At 42.8% G+C, this 18,443-nt stretch carries 19 protein-coding genes; all 19 read right to left on the bottom strand.

Annotated elements, in window-relative coordinates; genetic code table 11:
• Positions 1–37: 37 nt before the first annotated feature.
• On the bottom strand, positions 38–2,410 hold the full coding sequence (locus H6W53_RS17120; RefSeq protein WP_185208552.1) for a JAB domain-containing protein: 2,373 nt from the start codon (positions 2,408–2,410) through the stop codon (positions 38–40).
• Positions 2,411–2,422: 12 nt separating this feature from the next.
• Positions 2,423–3,133 carry a hypothetical protein gene (locus H6W53_RS17115; RefSeq protein WP_185208550.1) on the bottom strand — a complete coding sequence of 237 codons (711 nt, stop codon included), beginning with the start codon at positions 3,131–3,133 and terminating at the stop codon, positions 2,423–2,425.
• Complete coding sequence (locus H6W53_RS17110) at positions 3,123–3,971, bottom strand: M23 family metallopeptidase (protein ID WP_024565603.1); 849 nt, start codon at positions 3,969–3,971, stop codon at positions 3,123–3,125. The genes H6W53_RS17115 and H6W53_RS17110 overlap by 11 nt, the downstream gene beginning before the upstream one ends.
• On the bottom strand, positions 3,961–5,955 hold the full coding sequence (locus H6W53_RS17105; protein WP_185208548.1) for a type IV secretion system DNA-binding domain-containing protein: 1,995 nt from the start codon (positions 5,953–5,955) through the stop codon (positions 3,961–3,963). Before H6W53_RS17105 ends, H6W53_RS17110 begins: the two co-directional genes overlap by 11 nt.
• Positions 5,956–5,961: 6 nt before the next feature.
• Positions 5,962–6,201: a hypothetical protein gene (locus H6W53_RS17100; RefSeq protein WP_024565601.1), complete on the bottom strand. Its 240-nt coding sequence runs from the start codon at positions 6,199–6,201 to the stop codon at positions 5,962–5,964.
• 2 nt (positions 6,202–6,203) lie between these two features.
• The gene (locus H6W53_RS17095) at positions 6,204–7,073 is read right to left on the bottom strand and encodes a DUF4138 domain-containing protein (protein WP_185208546.1); all 870 of its coding nucleotides are present in this window, start codon (positions 7,071–7,073) and stop codon (positions 6,204–6,206) included.
• Between the two features lie 2 nt (positions 7,074–7,075).
• The gene (traM, locus tag H6W53_RS17090) at positions 7,076–8,284 is read right to left on the bottom strand and encodes a conjugative transposon protein TraM (RefSeq protein ID WP_083506456.1); all 1,209 of its coding nucleotides are present in this window, start codon (positions 8,282–8,284) and stop codon (positions 7,076–7,078) included.
• A complete protein-coding gene (locus tag H6W53_RS17085) occupies positions 8,280–8,633 on the bottom strand; it encodes a hypothetical protein (protein WP_024565598.1) in 354 nt (117 codons plus the stop codon). Before H6W53_RS17085 ends, traM begins: the two co-directional genes overlap by 5 nt.
• Positions 8,634–8,635: 2 nt before the next feature.
• Positions 8,636–9,250: a conjugative transposon protein TraK gene (traK, locus tag H6W53_RS17080; protein WP_024565597.1), complete on the bottom strand. Its 615-nt coding sequence runs from the start codon at positions 9,248–9,250 to the stop codon at positions 8,636–8,638.
• Positions 9,251–9,255: 5 nt separating this feature from the next.
• A complete protein-coding gene (locus tag H6W53_RS17075) occupies positions 9,256–10,506 on the bottom strand; it encodes a type IV secretion system protein (protein ID WP_029738611.1) in 1,251 nt (416 codons plus the stop codon).
• Between the two features lie 2 nt (positions 10,507–10,508).
• A complete protein-coding gene (locus H6W53_RS17070; protein ID WP_228457572.1) occupies positions 10,509–11,387 on the bottom strand; it encodes a hypothetical protein in 879 nt (292 codons plus the stop codon).
• Positions 11,344–12,009 carry a hypothetical protein gene (locus H6W53_RS17065; protein WP_024567401.1) on the bottom strand — a complete coding sequence of 222 codons (666 nt, stop codon included), beginning with the start codon at positions 12,007–12,009 and terminating at the stop codon, positions 11,344–11,346. Before H6W53_RS17065 ends, H6W53_RS17070 begins: the two co-directional genes overlap by 44 nt.
• A gap of 2 nt (positions 12,010–12,011) precedes the next feature.
• A complete protein-coding gene (locus tag H6W53_RS17060; RefSeq protein ID WP_228457826.1) occupies positions 12,012–12,560 on the bottom strand; it encodes a hypothetical protein in 549 nt (182 codons plus the stop codon).
• A gap of 202 nt (positions 12,561–12,762) precedes the next feature.
• Positions 12,763–13,485 carry a hypothetical protein gene (locus H6W53_RS17055; RefSeq protein ID WP_024567403.1) on the bottom strand — a complete coding sequence of 241 codons (723 nt, stop codon included), beginning with the start codon at positions 13,483–13,485 and terminating at the stop codon, positions 12,763–12,765.
• Positions 13,472–16,546 (bottom strand): TraG family conjugative transposon ATPase, encoded by a 3,075-nt coding sequence (locus H6W53_RS17050; RefSeq protein ID WP_185208542.1) that lies wholly within the window; start codon positions 16,544–16,546, stop codon positions 13,472–13,474. The genes H6W53_RS17055 and H6W53_RS17050 overlap by 14 nt, the downstream gene beginning before the upstream one ends.
• Complete coding sequence (locus H6W53_RS17045) at positions 16,518–16,832, bottom strand: DUF4133 domain-containing protein (protein WP_077564599.1); 315 nt, start codon at positions 16,830–16,832, stop codon at positions 16,518–16,520. The genes H6W53_RS17050 and H6W53_RS17045 overlap by 29 nt, the downstream gene beginning before the upstream one ends.
• Position 16,833: 1 nt before the next feature.
• Positions 16,834–17,157, bottom strand: coding sequence for a DUF4134 domain-containing protein (locus tag H6W53_RS17040; protein ID WP_024567406.1), 324 nt, complete (start codon positions 17,155–17,157; stop codon positions 16,834–16,836).
• Positions 17,158–17,193: 36 nt separating this feature from the next.
• A complete protein-coding gene (locus tag H6W53_RS17035) occupies positions 17,194–17,727 on the bottom strand; it encodes a hypothetical protein (protein WP_095073075.1) in 534 nt (177 codons plus the stop codon).
• Positions 17,728–17,789: 62 nt separating this feature from the next.
• Positions 17,790–18,443, bottom strand: a complete 654-nt coding sequence (locus H6W53_RS17030; protein WP_185208540.1) for a ParA family protein — start codon at positions 18,441–18,443, stop codon at positions 17,790–17,792.

Here is an 18,443-nt window from a genome sequence, read left to right as displayed (position 1 = left end):
GACTTACCGCCTTCGGATAATAGTCAGGTATTATTTATTATCGTTTGATGCTCTGTTCCTTCACATGGGCTTTTTCCTGTTTTTCTTCATTTTCCAGTCCCTGCAAGGGTTTGTTGGTGTTGATGCGGTTCATGTCGTTGTCGTAAAGGTTCAGGTTCTTGTATTGCGGATTGAGCACCGCTTTTCCTTCCATTATTTTGTCGTCCATTTCAAATTTCACTTTCACCACATTTCCTTTTTCAAGGGATTTGATGGTGTTTTCCCTGTATTCCGGCTTTTCGAAAACGAGGTTGGCTTTTTCCACGATTTTGTCGGTATCGACACCGTAGTTTTTGTAGAAATTCTGGAACATATAGTTTCCTTTCTCCGTCTTTGGCTCCTCAAAGTTGAACTGCACGAAGGCGGTTTCCGACTGGTCGCTCTTTGGGTTGTGGAACTCGATTTTCACACTTCTTCCCTCCAAAAGGTTTACTGCTTCTTTCGCGGTAAAGGTGTTTTCTCTGTTTACCGAAAAATTGTGGGTGATGTCTTCGCCTTTCTCATTCTTTAATTTGGCGTCGTAGGAGTTGAGGAAAACGCCGCCGCTTTCCGTCTTGTTGAATTTCAAGGCAAAATCGACCTTGTTTCCGGGCAGTGCCTTGTCCGATGAAGTTTTGATTTCGAATTGCTGGTTTTTGGACTTGATGCCTTTTTCCAATTCTTTGTGAAGTTTTTCATCTTCGCCGAAACCGAGGTATTTAAGCTGATTTTTTAGATAATCTACCTGGTTGAATTCTTTTTGTGTTTCCATAATGTTTGGGGTTTGATTGTTAAAATATTCTTTGTTTTTATTGAGGTGTTGTGTTAAGTCATCTCCGTTCATTTTGGCGTAATCTTTTATAGAAGGCTCTCCAATGATGTCGTCTATCGAAAATCCTGACCTTGTGGCATCCATTTCTTCTTTAAATCTCGAATGAAAATTACTTTGGCTGAATAAATTGCTCCGTTTTTTCTCATCGGGAAGAAAAAGACTTTTAAGGGAATCGATGATTTTTTCTGTTTCCTCATTTCCCTCGTAGGTAAGCAGTTCTCCGCCAACGAATAGCAAAACATGGTCTTCCGGCTTTCGATACAGCTGGATTTTTGAGGCAATCTGGCTGTAGTTCACTTTGTCGTCTTCCGTCAAGGAGATTTCAAATTCGTGCTTGGTATTACCTTCGGAATCGTCAATAAACAGTTTGACGTAATCCATTTGTGGTGGTTCTTCCATATTTCTAAAATTTTTAGAGTAACTATTATTTGGGTTGTTTTCCGATACGCCGACAATGGGTTCCGCATTCAGTTGGTTCTTGCTGAATTTGTCCACGAGATGGTTATAGACATTGATTTTGGTCTTTTCGTAAAGGGAGTGGTAGTTTCCGCTTTCCAATAAAATCGCGTCCAATGCTGTGAACCCCATCAGTTCGAGTTTTTCGCGGTATTCCTTATACATCTGCTCGTTCACATTGTTCCCATAAAGGATAACTCCCGTTCCGGCGTGGATGGTCATCAGTTCCGTCAGTTTCTCGAACTGTCGATGCTGCGGAAGAATGAATTTTCCCACGATATCGTTCGCATTGTTCAGGATGATGGCTTCCGTTTTGTCCGACAACCCAAACTTTTGACTCGAAATATAGGCGGCGGTATCTTCGGGACTATTGATTTTAAACGGCTGATAATTGGCGGCAAAAATCTGCTTGTTAAAGGAAAAGGTGCTGACTTTTCGCTGCTGTTGGTTTTGCACCGAAAGTTCCAACACTTGGTCGCTTCCCAAATCTCCGTTGAATACTAAATATTTCCCCGAACGAAGATTGATGACGATGCCGTCTTCCACCTTGATTCCCGTGTGGTCGAAGATTTCGTGCAACCTTTGCAACAACATTCGGTCGTGTTTGCTCGAAATCAGTTGTCCGCTAGGATGGTTGTGGACGAGCGTGATGCTTTCGGGCTGCATTTTGAAGACGTTTCCCGTCAACAAACGCAAATCCACCACTGTGGAAGTAATACCGCCTGTTGAAAGATGCTGAACGAGGTAGCTGTCGTCCTTGAATTTGTAGAGTGCAAAGGTGTGTTCCACCGCCTCGTCTTCGAGTGCACGGAAAAGCCAAGCCACATCGTTCACATCGGAAACTTTGGTTCCCGCCATGAATGAAAGACTTTTATTTTCCGAAAACTGTCTCTCTACGAGCGCAAAATCATTGGCGTATCCTTGATTGTCCTTTTCCCGTAGGAGGGCGGAATTTGGGTCAGCATCATTTCTCCCGCTGAAGAGTTTGTAGGGTAATACTTCGCCCGCCGACGTTTTGAGATATTGCGTATCCTCGTCCGTCGGAAATTGGAAATTCGTGTTCGGTCCATATTTGCTCTGGTAATTAATCGTTTCTGTTTCCATCTTTTCAAAAATTTATCTGCGGAATCCACGGCGTTTCTCCTGTTCCTGTACGATTTCTTCTTCGTGTTCTTCCCGGTTTCGGTTCGCGTCTTCGTACGTATCCCTGTCATTGACGTTCAGGTCAATTTCAGAATTGCCACCTTTTAAAATCTGTTTTTCATCGGGTGAGATGCTGTTCACGGTGTTGATTTCTCTTGAAACGATGTTCAAGTCGTTGGAAATTTCCTTGGCGATTTCGGGATATTGGTCCATTTTATCCATCAGAAAATTTTTCAGTTTCTGAAGTTCGTTCTTGTAGCGGTTCATTTCCACGACATCCTTTTTGTCGGCAATAATTGCGGTGAGTTCGGTGGCGTTTTTTATGAGGTCGAATTCGGCAACGATGTTGTTTTCCTTGTCGTAGATAAATGCCTTTTTCTCAAGCGAAAGTTTCTGTTCATTTTGATTTGAAAGGTCTTGAATAGTGGAATACACAATTCTGTCCTTACTGTTCTTGAGGATTTCGGAGATGCTTTTATCCCGCTCCAGAAAGATGACTTTCAGTCGGGTGTTGTTTTCCGTGAGTTGGAAGATTGCCCTGTTCTTGTCGTTGTCTGCGACGATGGTGTAGCCCTGCAGAAATTTTTGGATGTCGTCCGCTTTCAGTTTTTTTGAAAATGACAAGTCTTCGTTGATGATGCCGAACTTTTTAAGTTCTTCGGTAGGTAGGTTTTCAGTTTGCATAATAGGTTGCGATTAAATTGTTTGCTTTGTTTAGGTCGTTTAAGAAATGGTAGGGATTGATGCTTTGTCCAAACTCCTTTACCGCAAAATGCAGGTGCGGTCCGGTAGAGTTTCCGGTGTTTCCACTTTTCCCGATGATGAAGCCCGCCCTCACTTTTTCCCCGACTTTGTAGTAGATTTCGGAGAGGTGGAGATAGGAGGTTTCAAATCGGTTGAAATGTTTGATTTTGATGTAGTTTCCACCGCCTTTGGAATCCCAACCTGCTTCGGTAATGATTCCATCAAGCACGGCGTGAACATCTTCGTAGTTGGCTTTGAGGTCAATTCCGTTGTGCATTTTTGCAGTGCCGAAAATTGGATGCATCCTTGTTCCGTAAGGCGAAGTCACGCTAATTCTATTGCGCAAAGGCATTGAGATATTTTTCCGTAAACCTTCAAAGGTGGTTTCAAAATCCTTTTCCTGCTTTTTTTCGGGTTGAAAATTTTGCATCAGTTCAAATAGTGAATCTTTCATCTTTTTGTAGTCCACGTTACTTTGATTGTTTCCATTATGGTAGTTTTTAAGCATCGTCTTTAGAGAGTCGATTTGACTCGTTAACATCTTCATTGAACTTTCGGTTTCGTTTTTCAGTTCCGATTTTGGGGTGATGTTGAAGATTTCTTTCCACGATTTTTTCTCCTTTTTTTGGTTGGAATTCTCCTCTTTTGGGGTTTCCATAATTTTAAAGTCTTCCGTTTTGTGTGGTTTTGTCGGCATCAGCGTATTGAATTGAGCCATGGAATAACCGCCTGTTAAAAGGAGAATTGTTAATGTTATTATTGTCGTTCTATTTTTCATTTTTAGTAAATTCATTTACGATTAATTCAACCTCCTTATTGATTTTTCTGAAGTTGGTCATCAGGACATCGTTTTTACGATTGTTTCCCATTTTGTCGACAAATGAGTAATAGGAAGGCATTTTCACATAGTTGTGTTCTTCCTGTTTGATGGCCTTCATATCCAAATTGATTTTGCCGTTCATCGCCGAAGTTTTGTATTCCTCGGTGTCGTTTTCCTCGCCCTGAGCAATCATTCCGACCATTTCGCCAGTTTTGAGCGTCGCAATTTTTCCTGCAGGAATCATAAAGTCCATTTTCTCGTTGATGCTGGTCGTCGTTCCTTGTTGGGAGATGGATTGGGAATAGGATTTTTGCTTGATTTTTCCGAACAGTTTCTCCAGCCATTCCAGAGTATTTTTGTCCCTTGCGGAACCTGAAAGGATATTTCCAACAATGGCGGAAATGGTGTCGGCAACTTCTTTTTTGTAAAACTGTCGGAGTTGTGGGATTTCCTGAAGTCCCAATAAGACTGCCACTTTGTTGCTCCTTGCTGTCGCCACCACGTTGTCAATTTTATGGATGTAGATGGTGGGAAATTCGTCCGCGATAATTCCTCCGGGCAAGTTATGTTTGGAGTTGATGAGTCGTAAAGTCCTGTTCAAAACGGATGAATAAAGAGCAGAATTAATGTCCTGCGTTCCCGGATCGGATGCCAAAATCAGGATGGAAGGATTTTCTCGGTTCGTGATTTTCAGTTCCACTTCGTCGCCCGAAAACACCCAGAAACTTTCCTTGGTCGCCAATCTTGAGAGAAAGATTTTCAGGGTTCCGACCTGTCCCTCCAACTGGTCAAATGCCTTGTTTTCATACGCCGTCTTAAAGGGAGAAAGCAGTGAGAATATTTCCTCGTTGGTAAAAAGTGTGTCAAAAATCTCCTTGTAACTTCGGTTCATAAAGGACAGGATATGTGGTAAATCCGAATATTTTCCGTCCTCGTAGGTGGCAAAAAAGTAGATACTCGACGAAAGAAAGTTGATGGCAGATTGGGTGAAAAATGCATCGGAACCGCCTCCCGAACTTGAACCTCCCTTTTGGAGCGAGGATACCATAGACTCCGCCATTTCCTGTGCTTCCGCCAAAGTTTGGATGTATTCCTTTTTGAACGGGTTTACCCTTTTGGATTTTTCAACCTCGTTTAGATTGATGACATGAAAATCGTATTCATACCCCGAATCTTTGCTTTTCTTCAACAGATAATGGTAGTAGGCAATCTGCGCCAAATCGGGAAACTTGAAATCGTAAATACACAGGCAGAAGCCTTTCGCTATCATTTGCCTGATTGCGGGATTGATGATTCCGAAAGACTTTCCACTTCCAGGCGTTCCAATCACCATCGTCCCACGAAATGGATTGATATTGACCCATCCCTTGTTGATTTTTTTACTGTATCTGAAGAGATATGGGATATTGATCGAGGTGTCCGTTTCTACAAGTTCCTGATTTTGGGCAAAACTTTCTTCCTCTACATTCCATCGGTCTTTTCCCATTTTTTGTTGCATGAGTTTTGAGATGGCGTCTGCTCCCATTTGAAGGATTACTGCACCCAAAAAAGACAATACGGCATAGATGACCTGATAAAGATTCAGCGCAGGAAAAATTTTAGGGAGTTTGGAGTTTCCTGCCTCGTTTTGCCAAACGAGTGAAGAAAAAATCATCAACAAGCCCAATATCATGGGGATTACGATTTCCGTGGCGATGTTCAAATCCTTTTTCTTCTTCGCCTTTGTCCCGACAGCGACCAATCCAATGAGAATCAGGGTCGCAAACTTTGCGTTGATGGGTGGGTAAAAGAAACTCATCTTCGAGAAATTTTTCAATAGGTTTGAAACTATAATAATATCTGCATCGAGGTAGAAAAGCGACGCACAATCCAATGCCACGACCGCATAAACCGCCTTCTGAAGGAATCCGTAAATCTTAATTTGGTGTTGTTGTTCCTGCATTACTTCCTATAAATTGTAGTTTTTTAAAAACTCTTTCTCTTTTTCCTCAATACGGTCTTTACCATAAATCTTCACTGCAATCTCCTTATACCACGCTTTCAGATAAGCCATTTTTATAATTTCCTTTTCTATTTCCTTCTTTGCTTTTCTGAGACGGAATAAAAAAAATATGGATATGCAAGAAGCGATGAAAGCGATGAACGCCAGGAGAAGGACAATAATTAATTCTGTTGGTAATGGGTTCATAACTAAAATTTATCTGCTTTTAAAATGTCTGAATAATTCACCTTCATCTCGATGGTTCTTCCCGAGAGTTGTTCCTCAATCAGGCGGATCATCATCACCTTGCTGTTCGGAAAAGTGAATTTTTTGAAGACATAGATGTTTCTGAAATTTTTCCTGAAATGTTTCGGGGCGTAAAGTCTAAAAATCGGTGTCATTTCGATGCTTTGATTGTTGGTCGCCTTATAGATTTTTTTGTCCTCGATGGAAAATTTAAGGTCTTCGATATCGTAACTCAGGTTCGAGCTGTTTTTGAAGGTCATATCGAGAAAGATATAGTCGCTGATGACGTACACATTGTTGAGCTGCATACTAAGTTTAAGGTCTTTCTGCTCCCTGATTGGATTTTCTTCCGTCTTCTTCTTTATGATGTCCATCGCAAACTTGGTCAGCTCCAAGTTGGAAAAACGGGTTTTGTCCAGTTCAATCGGCTGCATCTCTTCTGGCTGGATATGGATGTTGGTCACGGTGTTTTTGTTTTCCGAATTTCTGTAAATAGCCTTGTATTGGGCAATAAAAGACTGACCTACAACGGTTATTATTCCTATTTTGTCGCCATTCAATAAAGAGGTGGTTTTTGCCTTTTCCTTTGGGTCGGTGTTGGCAGGAGTATCGGTGATTTTGATTCTCGCAATATTGGTATTAGGCAAATCTCCCGTGAGTTTTTGGGTGGACAAATCCACATATTGAATCGGTTCGGGTGAGATGATATGCAGGTTAACGCCCTCTGTAACGATCAATTCTGGTAAATCCGAGATGACTTGTTCTTTAGTAGCTGTTTGTGCAGATAAAAAATGGGTAATGATTAAGAATAGTATAAAAAATGTATTTTTCATTGTTATTTTTTTTGTTGGTTTTGTGAGTCTTTAAGCTGTTTTTCGTCGATTAGAAATACATAGGAGTTGTATTTCAGCTTGGCTTTGTTGGTTTTAATGAGGTTGGCGATGGATTTTGATGTAGACGTGAAGAGTTTGGAGCCGATGCTCGTGAAAAATCCCTGTCCGCCCATATCCATCTGTGTTCCCTGTACGGAGTTGCTCCCCATTTCCCGAATCATGTCCCTGAAGACGCTTTCGGGAACATAAAGCCCCTTCATGCCGTCAATGTCGTAGATGGAGAGGTTGACTGGTAAAATTTCTCCCCTTGTAAATACCGAGACAATCTTGAGGTCAACCCGCTGCATGGAAAATCCAGAGATTTGTCCGTAAAGGATGGAACCTTTCTCAATTTTTTTGTTGCCGACGAAGATGTCTTCCAATAATCGGAACCGGATTCTGCTTCCCAGAAATCCCTTGTTGTTTTCATCAATGACGGCTTTGATAAAGCTGTTCTCATTTTCCCTGTAGAAGGCATTGAACTCGCTGTTGATTCCCGACTTGCCGACATTGAAGGTAGAATTGAGGAACTCGTCCATTTTTTCCTTGTTTGCCTTGAGTTTCTGTTCCGCCAATAGTTTGGCTTGGTATTCGGGATCCCTCGCTTTTTCTAAGGAATCCATGACGAGCATCTGCTGTTTCAGATATTTTACGGGGTCTTGCTGGGTATTTTGATTACTAGATTTTTGATTTTCTGAAAGTTGCTCATTTTCCTGTTTCCCATTGGACTTGTCGTTCAGCATTCGGATGATTTCAGAAGACCTCTTGAAATCCTTGTCCTCATTTTGCTGTTTTGGATTGTAATAGGAAGAGTTGCCTCCTTTTGACGCCTGCTGATTTTGTCTGCTGGAGACCGCCTTCAGTGAATCGATCTTTCTTTTCTGGTCCAAAGACAACTGGTCTTCATAACTGAGCAGACTGTCCTCTTCCTTGTCCAATCCTCCGAGCATCGTCCTGTTGTCGTCCTTCTTGAAAAAGGCGTCGTAGGCATCGTTCTTCGTCATGATGGAGTCCCGTGTTTCTCCCAGAGACAGGGAAAGTTCTTTCGGCTTGTCCTTTTTAGAGGTGTCCTCTTTGGTAAATTGGGCACCTACATACACAAAGAGCAGCAGGAACGGCAATGCCAGAAGGGGCATCACATATTTTTTTTCCTTAAAGTTGATTTTCTTAATGTCCATGTTGCAGTTCTTGGTATTGGTTGTACAAATATTCTATTCTCAGGCTGTCTTCTTTTTGGAGTTCTTTTCGGTCCCTTTTCATTTTTAAAATTTTGAGTTCATTAACTATTTTCTCCATTTCTTTCTCTTGGTTTTTATTAATTTGCTGGGTCGTGTTGCTTTTGGAATAGAGGTTTGGGGGCTTGATTTTAAATGTCGACTGGCTCGGAAAGAAAATTCCCTGTATCAGCGATCCGATAAAAGACACGGAGAGAAAAACCATCGAATGGGTGAAAAACTTCTTCGGATTTTTTGCCGCCCATTCCAATCCCTTTTTTGCGGTTTGTTTTAGAAAATTTTTCATCTTTAATAGGAATTTTTGGTTTGGTTGGAGATTTCCTCGTTGTCGATAATCCTCCAATTTTTAAGCATCACACCGTGCGGATTGTTTGGACTTCGGATGATGTCCTCAAAGTATCCTTCGGTAATCAATTTTCTTGTAATCACGGCAGACTTTCTGGTAATCATCTGCTTTCCGAAAAAGGAGAATTTCTGTTGCTCCATATTGAGCGAGATGGAATCCGTATGAATACTGACCATGGAACTGGAGGCCACAATCTGGTTGTAGAAGCCTTTTTCCTTGAGATTGGTGTATTCTTTTTTTCCGCTGTCGTCAATGAGGTACAGTGATTTTTGAATATTCTCCTTGATGTAGGCATCATCGGGAGCCAAGGTGAAAAATAGTCGGTGGAACAGTTCAATTTGGGCTTTGTATTCTACGGGTCTGTTTAACAAGACATCGGTCTGCTTTGCCAGTACCGGAACCCCGTTGTCCAAAATGTAGATGGATTTTCTTGAATCCTGAATCATCCGATAGGCAAAGAAGAAGCCCGCCAATACGATAATTACGGCAAATGCTATTGTTCCCAGCGAAACTACCTTGTTGATTTTTATTCTTTGTTCGATATTTTTGATCAGCATCTTATTTATTTTTTGTTGTTATTCATCGCACTGTTGACCATTCCCGATGCTGAACCTGATGCAGCCGATTTTGCTGCTGCTCCCGCTACGGAAGCTCCACCGGTTTTGGCTGCCAATACCGTTGTTTTAGCGGCACTCGCCATTCTTCCAGCAGCACTCTTCATCTTGGTCATCGCACCTGCACCTCCCGCTGTAACAATGGTGTCGGCAATGGTGGGCGTCATCAATACCCCGATTCCCGTCACGATATAGGCGACACAGGTAAAGAGCTGGTTGTAGATCATTCCCGAATTGCTCACATAAACCATCAAGGCATCTAAATTGGTGATGGTTCCATTGGTTAAAAGCGTGTCATACCGCTCAATCTCCATTTCATAACCCGAAGCGATCAGTTGCTGACCAATATTGATGATGGTATAGGCTACAAAGGTGTATAGGTTGATGTTGATGAACTTGGAAACCCAGCTGTACAGCGAGTTTTCAAATCCTGGAACGAGCGCCATACCTACCGCAATAGGCCCCAAAATAATGAGGATGTAGGCCCAAATTTTTTGGATGAAGAAAATAAGGTAGACACAGATTCGAAGGATGGAAAGGCAAACGAACTCGATAATTTCTGCAACCAGTTTTTGGAGCTGGAACTCCATCCGTAACTGCCATTCCTTGATGGGTTGGATGAGTTTGTCCAGTCCCTCGCTGATGTCGAACCAAGAGTCGTCGGCATCTTTGCCGGTGTTGTTGATGACGTCCTGCTTCGCATCCTCGTCGGCTTTCAGTTTGATGACGGCATCGAGTAGCTGCTGCTGTTTCTTGAATCGTTGAATCCTCAAATCATTCACTTCGGACTCAATGTCGCTGAAAATGGCGATTCCCGGTTCTGCAATGGCTTCAAAGGGTGCCTGAATCAGATTGACAAAACCACTCCAATACACCAGGGTAAATCCAATGAGGATTGGTTTGAGCATCGGGGTGATTTCCCATTCCCGGTCGCCCGCCGCCATTTGCCAACCCATGTATCCGAGATACATCAACGCTCCCAGTCCTCCGATCGCCCTTCCAACCAAAGCGGATCCGACAGCACCGTCTTGAACGCTGTTGTCCAGTTTGGTAAAGACCTCCATAAACCATTTCTCAAATGCGCCGTCGCCCTTTAGAAATTGGAGCAGGTTGCTGTAGTCGCCGTCGGTTTGGGCAAAGCCGATTATCGGCAGCAATATTGCCAAGAGGCAAAATAAGGGTGTAGTATTTCTTTTCATCACTAAAATTTATGTTTGTACTGCTGCATCGTGTTGTGGATGATCTGCTTGTCGGAAGCGGGAGTCCAAGCCTGTGGCAATGCATAAGGCGAATGGTTTTTCAGAATATTTTTATAGTCCAAAAGAAGTGTCGTCTTATCGTTGTGTTTCCTTAATTCCTGCACGAACCTTCTCCATTTGATAAGGGTGTCATGGTACATCAAAAAGCGTTTTCCTCTCGGCATATCCATCGACCTCGACATTGAATATTTTTCCTTGATTAAGTCCAATTCCTCCTGAAGTCTTTTTAAAGTTCCCGTGGTATTGAGCGTTTCGTAGGTTTGCTGGTTCTTCAGCCTCCATTCGATAAAGTTTTGAGGATTGTCTGGAAATTCGGTAATGGGTCTGAGCATCCTTTTGTAGTAGAGCAACCAGAGCGGGTCTGCATCGACCGTCGCCGAAGTCCAATGGGCAAAGTCTTGGACGCTTCTTTTATAGATGGTGTCGGATGCCGCCTTTATCTTTTTTGCCTCTTCCTCTTGAAATTTCACTTGGGCAAAACGCTGGTTTTGAAGTCCCGTCGGTTTTAGCGGTCGGATATCTTCTCCATCCTTATAATCCCTGTTTCTGCTGGGAGCCCACATTCCCCAAACGGTGGCATACGCGAAGTTGGTCTGAATCCCCAAAAGGTATTTTGGATAGGGACGCCAATCGCCCCAACTCTGGAACACCATCCTTTTGTGCTGGGCTACGATGGAGGGGTCGTTCAAACGCTTTACGGTAAACTGCCCGAATACGCCGACTGCTGTCAGCAAAAGCGGAACGAGGGCAAATTTTTTAACTAATTTTTTCATCTTTTTAATTGAATATGTATTTGTATTTCTGGATAATGTCTCCGACAATCGCCCTGTCGATATTGAGGTAGTTTCTTAGCACTGGAACCTGGTACAGGTACGGAATCTTCTTGGCGTTTTCTAACCGCAATATGATGTAGAGGATGTTTCCATTGATGTTCCGAACTCGGGTAAACACCTTTTCAATAAGCATCTCCCTGTCCATCGGATCCATCAGGAAATCCTTGTTCTCGTTCAAAATATCCTGCGTGACTTCCTGCTTGAGTTTTAAGGTCTGTTTGCCGATTTCGACATAGTATTTGGAAACCAAGACGGCATATTCTGGATGTTGCGCCGACAAGTCCAGCATTTTGTTGGAGTTGTTCGCTACCTTTCCCAGATATTGGTACAGATAGATTAACTTTTTGCTCTGCGTGAGTGCCGAGTTGACATTTTTTAGTTGTTGGTAGATGTATTCCTGAATGGCGATGACCTGTGCAGTCTTGTTTTTAATGTCGTCGTACAGTTCCTTCTGTTTTTCATAAGAGTTTAGAAATGCCTGCTCGCTTCCCAGCCTTACGCCGTGGTTGGTGGTCATCTGCACCAAGAGTTTGTCGTTGATAACAATCTGCTGTCCGCTTACAAAACCAACAGAAAAAAACAAGATTCCTCCGATAAATAGTTTTCTCATTTTTAAAAGGATTTGATGTTTTTCATAATGTTCTCGACCACCTGTTTGTCCCGATTCACATAGTATTGAAAGGCTCTTTTGTTTCGTAAGACTTTTGCCTTGATGTCCCGAATCTTTAAAAGCATATGGGTAGAATTTCTGCTCAGCGTCTTGACTTCTCCCAAGGCATAATCCAATAAAATCTTGCGCTCCGACTTTTCCATCTGGTTCATTGCCCCATAGGAAACCACAATCCCGACAATCAGCCTCGTCACCATTTGCAGATCATCCACAAACTGAACCTGTGAAGGCAGAACCGCGATGATGGAATAAGGTGTGGTACTGATTTCATGGATAATGGCTTGCTGGTTTTGGGTGATTTTCGTAATCTCCCTGCTCATCGCAATTCCTGTGGGAATCGCTTGAATGGCGAACGATACGATTCGAAGTCTGTCCTGAATTTTGGTCACCTTGTCCTTGAAATTGTTCCACTGGGTTTTGTTGGCGGTTTCCACCGTGGCATTGGCAATTTGGTTTTTCCGCATCTCCTTCTGCCTCTCGTTTTCATCCATCGTCGCCTTGATTTCTAGGTTCATCATCGGAAAGGATACGTTTTCCTGCTGCCAAGACGGCGTGGAGCCGCCACTGGATGAAGTGAGCACAAAATAAATCAGCAAGCCCCCAAACCCCCGAAGGGGGCTTTTTAAAGCGTTAATTATGGGATGTTTCATTTTCATCTTATTTTTTTACATTGTTCCCCTTTGGGGACAGGGGCTAGAAATTTCTTTTATATCGGTTCATAATATTTTCTACAATTCCCTTGTCGGTATTGATGTATCCTGCAAATGGATTGATGGAGTTCCAGAATCCCAAACGATTGGCTTTTTCCAGTCTTAACTTGATTGCCAGAAGCCAAAGCTTTAGGTTTTTGACATTCTCGGAAATGTTGTGCAATATCTTGTATCGGTCTCCCGCAGTGGCAAGGTTCAGCTCTCCCGAGGCGAGGATGTCGGAGACATCAGTCACTATTTTTATACTCTGTTCATAGGTTTTCTGTGAAGCCTTTACCCCGAAAATGGCATATTGTGGATGTGCCGATGCCAACTGAACTACCTGCGATGAATAATTGTAGCATTTGTTGAGTTCCGAATAAATCTCCTTCACCTGGATTCCGTTCTGCAAGGTTCCCGAAACTTCCTTCAGACCTTTCAGAATCTTATTCTGAATATCGTTGGCAACCACCATCTGGGTTCCCACCCACGCTTGGGCATCCTTCAGTTTGGAGGTTTCATCAATCACATCGTTCTGCTTGGCTTTCAAGTTTTCTGAATAGAGGATCATCGCCGCCGTTACCGTCGGGTCGATGTAGGTGTTTTGGGAGAAGCCCCATGTCCCCCAAAGGGGGAGAATCAACAGGAAAAGCCTCCTCCAAACCCTCCAAGAGAGGGAATTTATTGAAAGTCCCCTTTGGGGATTTTGGGGCTTATACTTTTTCATATTCCTCGTGTTTTTGGTTGATTAATTCTGAAAAATGGATATTTCGGTTTTCCAATTCCTGCGAGATGATTTTGAAGATATTTTGCCCTTTGTGCGTCTTCTTCATCATCCTGTAATAGGAAACCACCTTTTTGTCCAATGGCTTTTGATAAAGGTTGACGAGCGATACCAAGTTTTCAAGGCTGTCTCCGAAATTTTTCAAATCGCCTACAATTTTTTGCAAAGCCTCGTCGTAGTTTCCGTATTGTTGGACATAGTATTCGACTGCGGATTTTTCTGGTTTTTCCGTGGTGTAGGTTAAATACTGCTCCAAGGAAACCTCATTGCCGTACACTTCTCCTTTGGAACCCCGCTTCAGATAAAATTCCTTGAAACGGCTTCTTCCAAATTTGTTGTTCAAATTATTGATGGTGAAAATCTTGTTTTGTTCCACCTTGTTCAATGAAAGCAGTGATGCAATCTTGTCGAAGTTGTCCTTGAACTTGGTCTGATCCAGCAATATGAAGGTGTCCGAGTTATTAATAATACTGTCTTTTACGACGGCGTTTCCGATGATGTCGTCCAATTCCTGGGTAACAACCACTGCTTCTCCCCAAAATTTCCGAACCGTCTTGTAGAGATAGAGAATATATCCGCCCATCAGTTTGCTGGCAATCGCCTTCCATGCTTCCTCGATGATGAGCGCCTTTCTTCGGTCTTTTCGGAGACGCATTTTCTGGATGAAGGTATCCATGATAATGAGTGTCACGATCGGAAACAGTTTCGGGTTGTCTTTCACATTGTCGATTTCAAAGACGATGAATGGTTCGTCAAAGAGCGTGTTGTCTGCACTTTCGTTGAGTGTCGTTCCATATCTTCCGCCTTTGTAGAAATCCTTCAGCACGAACAAGAATGTCCTTAGATTAAATTCCTTTTCGGTGATGTGGTGTTTCTTATTGTTCAGGTAAAGGGGCAGAAATTTATCGCAGTAGTCATAGAATCCGTTGAAGGAAAGTTCTTTTGCCTCCAATTTTTCTTCGAGCTCCTTAATTTTCTTGATGATGGTTTTTCGGAAGGACTCGTTCCATTCTTCCGCCGTTTTCGGCTGCCTGATAATCTCGTTGGACTTGATGAGGATGAGTTGCGTCTCATTGTAGATTTTTCTCTTATCTTCATCGTTCAAGGTTTCATAAGCTTCGTAAACCTTGTAGAATTTTTCGCTGTCGTAATTCGGGTTGTTCATATTTTTGTCCGGATGATATTCGATGGCGAGTTTTCGGAACGCCTCCTTGATTTCGTCGGAACCCGCATCGAACGCGATTCCCAAAATGTCGTAGTAGTTGTCTTGTCCATTGGACTGCTTCTCAAAATCTGAAATAATATCCTCCTCGTGGATGTTGTATTTGTTCAGATAGAGAATGAGTTCTTCCGAAGTCTTGCTTTCATACCACCTTGTTCCCGAATTGAAATATTGGTGGTAGTACGACATCAGCACATTGTCCAAAATGGATTTCTGTGCGGACGACATCGTGGCGTCGGGACCCTGCCAAATCAGGAAAATCAAATTGGTCAAAAATTCTATTTTTTCGATGTTGAACTCTTTTTTGTCCATCAGAAAGGGATTCATGGTGATGGGTTTTTCTTCGGTGTACTGGATGTATCTCCCGCCTTTGTATTTGCAGGTTCCCGAATAGGAATCTCCCGTGTCCACAATGACCACGTCATAATTGTAGGTCAGGTATTGCTCAACGATATTGTTCATCAGGAAGGACTTTCCAGAACCTGATGGCCCGAGGACAAATTTGTTCCTGTTGTTGATTCTTCCCGTCTTCATCGGCAAATCCGCCGGATCAACTTTCAATGGAACGCCTTGTCGGTCGGTAAAACGCAGATAAAAATTGGATTCCTCGTTCACGGGGTAACTTTCTTTAAAAAAAAAACACAAGGCCGCTTCGCTTGTCGTCATAAATAAATCGTATTCCCGAAGTTCCGTGGCATTGCCTGGAATGGCGGAGCGAAATAGTTCGAGCTGGTTGTAGGCGTTCTTGGAGACGATAATTCCTTTCGTAAAGAGCTTGTTCTCAATCATCGACTGTATCCCTTCCATTTTTTCCAGTGTATGTGTTGAAAATATTAGGGAGAAATGGGCATTGACCACGAGTTGTCCGTCGATGGCGATATTGTGCAGAAGGGTCTGGATTTCTTCTGCAATAATGGCGTTGGATGGCGAGTTGTTTGCCGCTCCCTCGTGCTTTTTCTTCTTTTTGTCGAGTTCCCGCTGTTGTTGCGCCTGCAGGGGAATGGTGATGACCTGATTGTAGATGATGGCTTCGTAATCCTCCAATTCATTGATGAAGGTGAAATTGTCCACCGCTGTTTCCGATGCGGCTCCATTTCCACCCAGTATGGAAAAAGGGTCTATTTCTGAAGGGAGGTCGATATTTTCTACATCGACATAGGAAATATTTTTGACGAAGCGGTTTCCGATTTGGAGATACTCGTTGGTGCTTTTGATATTGTCAAAAACCGGGGTTTCAGTAAACTGCATCGACAATACGCCCGAAATGTAGTATTCAAAGTCTTTCTCGAATAAGAATTGGGGTTCGCAACCGCTCTGCTTCAAGAGCATCAACACCTTTTGGCATTTGTCGCGGAGCTCCTTGTAACTTTTTTCGGAAAATTGGTAGTGTTTGTTTTTCTTCTTTAGTTTATCGTCCACAATGTCTGTAAACAGGAGTACCGTTTCGATGGTTTTAAATAGTCTTCCGTCAAAATGCTCGGAGTATTTTTGTTGGAGGAACTGATTCGAAGATTCGGCGGTGTATCTCTTTTTGGAAAACAAATCCAATTTTTGAACGATTCTTCCTTCGCCAATAATGGATACCACTTGGTTCAGCACTGTATGGAAGTTCAGGTAGTTGTCGGGGTCGGCGGAATATTGTTCCACAATGTTCTTGATCCTGATGCCGATAATTGGATTTCCATACTGTCCGAAGAGGACATCGAAATCCCATCCGAAATCCTTTCCGTAATCGTAGCCGATGAAGGGAATGTCAAATGCCTGTTTCTTTGTCTTTACCATCTTTTAAAAATCTTTTGTTGTTGAGTCTTTTGGGGAAAATGAATATCTGGTCAAAATTTTTGGTCTTGTCGTAGAGTCCGTTTTTGTCCTGCCTCTTGAAAATGAGGTAGACTCCTCCCGCGGTTACCAATAAACCTAACAGGGAACCCAGCAATCCGAATTTGGATAAGAGGAGTGCCGCGACCACACCTGCGCCGATGACGGCTACCGCATAAATGATGTACTTTCCTTTGAGTCCGAAGAATACAAGGGGTTTTTTGAGCCCCTTGTAAAGGTAGTATCCCATCTTAAGCAAAGAATGCGGTTACAAATTCCGGAACCACGATAAGGAAGATCATCGCACCGCCGTAGCCGAGGATTTCTTTGTTGACATCCTGGTCGCCGTTCGTCCATTTGTTGTACACCCTCAATCCTCCGATAAATCCTACGAGTCCACCGACTGCCTTTAATATCAGCTTGATGGGGTCCCAATAGTCCTTAATGTCGGAAGCGGCATTGGAGATGGCGGTCGCTCCGCCCTGCGCAAGCATCGGGGTCATTGCCAGCATCACCAAGGCAAGGGTTAGAACTTTCTTTTTTGTCACGTTTTTTCTGATAAAATTTTTCATCATTTTTAAAATTTAGGTTAGTTATGTATGGTAAATTGGTTAAATCGTCGAGTGGTAAACCTTTTGTCCCTCAATATTGTCCACCAGTTTTACGTTGGTTTCAGAAAGGTTGACAAATTCTTTCCATTGGTCTTTCTTGCTCTGTGCATCATTTTTTTTCTTGGAAACTATTGGCTCAATAATTTCTGGCTTTTTGCTGATTTCCGTTTGCTGTGGCGGATTTTCATGGTGTTTGGTTTCGGGCTGTTTTGAGCTGGTCCCATCCAAATCCTCTTCCGCTTCAAATCGTTTCCTCAATTCTTCCAAACTGGGATTGTCTTCAAAATTGTTCTGTCTTTGAATCGGAATGGGTTCGCTTTTTAGGAATGATTTCGGGGTTTTGAGATTTTCCACATCCTCGATGCCGATCAAGGTGGGTTCCTCATTCTCCGCCTGTGCAAAGTCGCCGAGTGAGTATTCTTCTGCAACATCGGTCTGAACGGTTTTCTCTTTTTTTAGGAAAAGGTCGTAGACGATATTTCCGGCATAGTACAGAAAGTAGGCTCCTAAAAGGATGAGTGAGTATTTTAACATAATGTATTGATTTGAGGTTTGTGGTTTTTGGATTATTTTTTTCTTGTCTCTTTTGTCTCTCGTTAAAGCGCAACTTTTTTGATCTCGCTGATCTTTTGTATAATTTCGTCGAACGGCTTCTTTACGGCGTATTTTTGCTCGTAGGTGAGTTTTCTCGTGTCGATGGTTTGGAGGCAGTTTCTCTTGAACACGGGATTTTCTAGTAGAGTTCCGTATTTTGCCAACTCGATATCCATTTCCTTTTGGTTGAGATATTTGTAGCCCTTGTCGTATTTGGAGCGGATGAAGATTCTTTCCGCCTCGCTTTCCAACAAACCCAGAAGATTTTTGAATACCAAGGTTGATTTTACGGACACATCGGAATACTCAAAGGGAATGATGATGAAGTCGCTGTACACCAAAACATCGCTGTATCTCTGGTCCAGTGTTCCCGCCAGATCGAACAGGAACAGGTCTTTGCTTTCTTTCAGGTCGACAACCTGTTCCAAGTCCTCGAAAGGCGGCTCATCGTCATCTTCGCCAATGACTTCCACCTCGTAGAGTTTGGGCAGTTCCGAGTCCGCATCCTCCCTCCATTTGTTGAAGAAGGATTTTTGGTAGTCGAAATCAAACACCTTGATCTTCCTTGTAGAAATTCTGGAGAGATAGTTGGCGAATGCGATGGCGAGGGTGGTTTTCCCTGTTCCGCCTTTTTGGGTGGCAAATGTGATGATCAT

Source organism: Chryseobacterium sp. C3, from assembly GCF_014218905.1.
Taxonomy (GTDB): Bacteria; Bacteroidota; Bacteroidia; order Flavobacteriales; family Weeksellaceae; genus Chryseobacterium; species Chryseobacterium mucoviscidosis.
The sequence above is the reverse complement of the archived record's forward strand: the minus strand, read 5'-3'. Positions and strand labels throughout refer to the sequence as shown.

Bases quoted from the DNA above. Each gene is read 5' to 3' on its own strand.
- H6W53_RS17120 (WP_185208552.1), bottom strand. From the start codon at position 2,410: ATGGAAACAGAAACGATTAATTACCAGAGCAAATATGGACCGAACACG.
- H6W53_RS17115 (WP_185208550.1), bottom strand. From the start codon at position 3,133: ATGCAAACTGAAAACCTACCTACCGAAGAACTTAAAAAGTTCGGCATC.
- H6W53_RS17110 (WP_024565603.1), bottom strand. From the start codon at position 3,971: ATGAAAAATAGAACGACAATAATAACATTAACAATTCTCCTTTTAACA.
- H6W53_RS17105 (WP_185208548.1), bottom strand. From the start codon at position 5,955: ATGCAGGAACAACAACACCAAATTAAGATTTACGGATTCCTTCAGAAG.
- H6W53_RS17100 (WP_024565601.1), bottom strand. From the start codon at position 6,201: ATGAACCCATTACCAACAGAATTAATTATTGTCCTTCTCCTGGCGTTC.
- H6W53_RS17095 (WP_185208546.1), bottom strand. From the start codon at position 7,073: ATGAAAAATACATTTTTTATACTATTCTTAATCATTACCCATTTTTTA.
- H6W53_RS17085 (WP_024565598.1), bottom strand. From the start codon at position 8,633: ATGAAAAATTTTCTAAAACAAACCGCAAAAAAGGGATTGGAATGGGCG.
- traK (WP_024565597.1), bottom strand. From the start codon at position 9,250: ATGCTGATCAAAAATATCGAACAAAGAATAAAAATCAACAAGGTAGTT.
- H6W53_RS17075 (WP_029738611.1), bottom strand. From the start codon at position 10,506: ATGAAAAGAAATACTACACCCTTATTTTGCCTCTTGGCAATATTGCTG.
- H6W53_RS17065 (WP_024567401.1), bottom strand. From the start codon at position 12,009: ATGAGAAAACTATTTATCGGAGGAATCTTGTTTTTTTCTGTTGGTTTT.
- H6W53_RS17060 (WP_228457826.1), bottom strand. From the start codon at position 12,560: ATGGATGAAAACGAGAGGCAGAAGGAGATGCGGAAAAACCAAATTGCC.
- H6W53_RS17055 (WP_024567403.1), bottom strand. From the start codon at position 13,485: ATGAAAAAGTATAAGCCCCAAAATCCCCAAAGGGGACTTTCAATAAAT.
- H6W53_RS17050 (WP_185208542.1), bottom strand. From the start codon at position 16,546: ATGGTAAAGACAAAGAAACAGGCATTTGACATTCCCTTCATCGGCTAC.
- H6W53_RS17045 (WP_077564599.1), bottom strand. From the start codon at position 16,832: ATGGGATACTACCTTTACAAGGGGCTCAAAAAACCCCTTGTATTCTTC.
- H6W53_RS17040 (WP_024567406.1), bottom strand. From the start codon at position 17,157: ATGATGAAAAATTTTATCAGAAAAAACGTGACAAAAAAGAAAGTTCTA.
- H6W53_RS17035 (WP_095073075.1), bottom strand. From the start codon at position 17,727: ATGTTAAAATACTCACTCATCCTTTTAGGAGCCTACTTTCTGTACTAT.
- H6W53_RS17030 (WP_185208540.1), bottom strand. From the start codon at position 18,443: ATGATCATCACATTTGCCACCCAAAAAGGCGGAACAGGGAAAACCACC.